Raw genomic sequence first — 1,001 nt, 5'->3', positions numbered from 1 at the left:
AAATGACCGACTGTTCTAGCCGTTGGAGCTAGACAATGAAAAGCGCAAGCAGCTCGTTCAGATTACAAAGCCCCATGAAACCTTATCGAAAAACATTCATTCCCATAATAGCTTATTCATTTGCGCTCGTTTTTAAATGCATTATGTAACACAAAATAAAAAAGGACAGCACAAAGGCTGTCCTTCAGTCGACTATAATTAGTCTTGGTTTGTCATTTCTGCATATTTTTCAGCAGTTAATAACTTTTCAACTTGGCTTGCATCAGAAAGTTCAACTTTAACCATCCATGCACCCTCGTATGGAGATTCGTTAACAAGTTCTGGTTGGTCACTTAATTCTTCGTTTACTGCTACAACTTTACCGCTTACAGGTGCGTATAACTCAGAAACTGTTTTAACAGATTCTACGCTTCCGAATGGCTCGTCAGCTTCGATTGTTGCACCTACTTCAGGAAGTTCAACGAATACGATATCGCCTAGCTCACCTTGTGCAAAGTGAGTAATACCGATAACAACTTCATTACCTTCAGTTTTTACCCATTCGTGTTCTTCAGAGTAACGTAAATTATTTGGAATGCTCATGACTGTACCTCCAGTGAATGTATTAATTATGTAAAAATACCTTATTGGTACTTTTTCCACACACTTTCAAACTGCTCTTCGTTAAAACCAAGTGTTACCTTCGTTCCATCTGTTACAATTGGACGTTTAATCAACATGCCATCAGATGCTAAAAGCTCGTACATTTCGTCTTCGCTTGCATCTTTCAACTTATCTTTCAGACCAAGTTCACGGTAACGCATTCCACTTGTATTAAAGAATTTTTTTAATGGTAATTCACTTTTTTCATGTAAATTACGTAAATCTTCTTTTGATGGTGGATTTTCAACAATATGAATCATCTCATATGCTACATCGTTTGCCTCAAACCATTTCTTTGCTTTTTGACATGTGCCACACTTTGGATATGAATAAAATGTTACTGTCATAAATTCACCTAC

At 36.9% G+C, this 1,001-nt stretch carries 2 protein-coding genes; both read right to left on the bottom strand.

The window, feature by feature from the left end; genetic code table 11:
* Nucleotides 1-198: 198 nt before the first annotated feature.
* Complete coding sequence (gene gcvH, locus KI369_RS28605; protein ID WP_000026896.1) at nucleotides 199-582, bottom strand: glycine cleavage system protein GcvH; 384 nt, start codon at nucleotides 580-582, stop codon at nucleotides 199-201.
* Nucleotides 583-623: 41 nt separating this feature from the next.
* Nucleotides 624-989: an arsenate reductase family protein gene (locus KI369_RS28600; protein WP_000218967.1), complete on the bottom strand. Its 366-nt coding sequence runs from the start codon at nucleotides 987-989 to the stop codon at nucleotides 624-626.
* Nucleotides 990-1,001 lie beyond the last annotated feature (12 nt).

The sequence above is a fragment of the Bacillus sanguinis genome (assembly GCF_018332475.1).
In the GTDB taxonomy this organism is placed as follows: Bacteria; Bacillota; Bacilli; order Bacillales; family Bacillaceae_G; genus Bacillus_A; species Bacillus_A sanguinis.
This window is presented reverse-complemented; position numbering and strand designations above follow the sequence as displayed.

Coding starts and splice junctions, on each gene's coding strand:
- gcvH (WP_000026896.1), bottom strand. CDS start 582: ATGAGCATTCCAAATAATTTACGTTACTCTGAAGAACACGAATGGGTA.
- KI369_RS28600 (WP_000218967.1), bottom strand. CDS start 989: ATGACAGTAACATTTTATTCATATCCAAAGTGTGGCACATGTCAAAAA.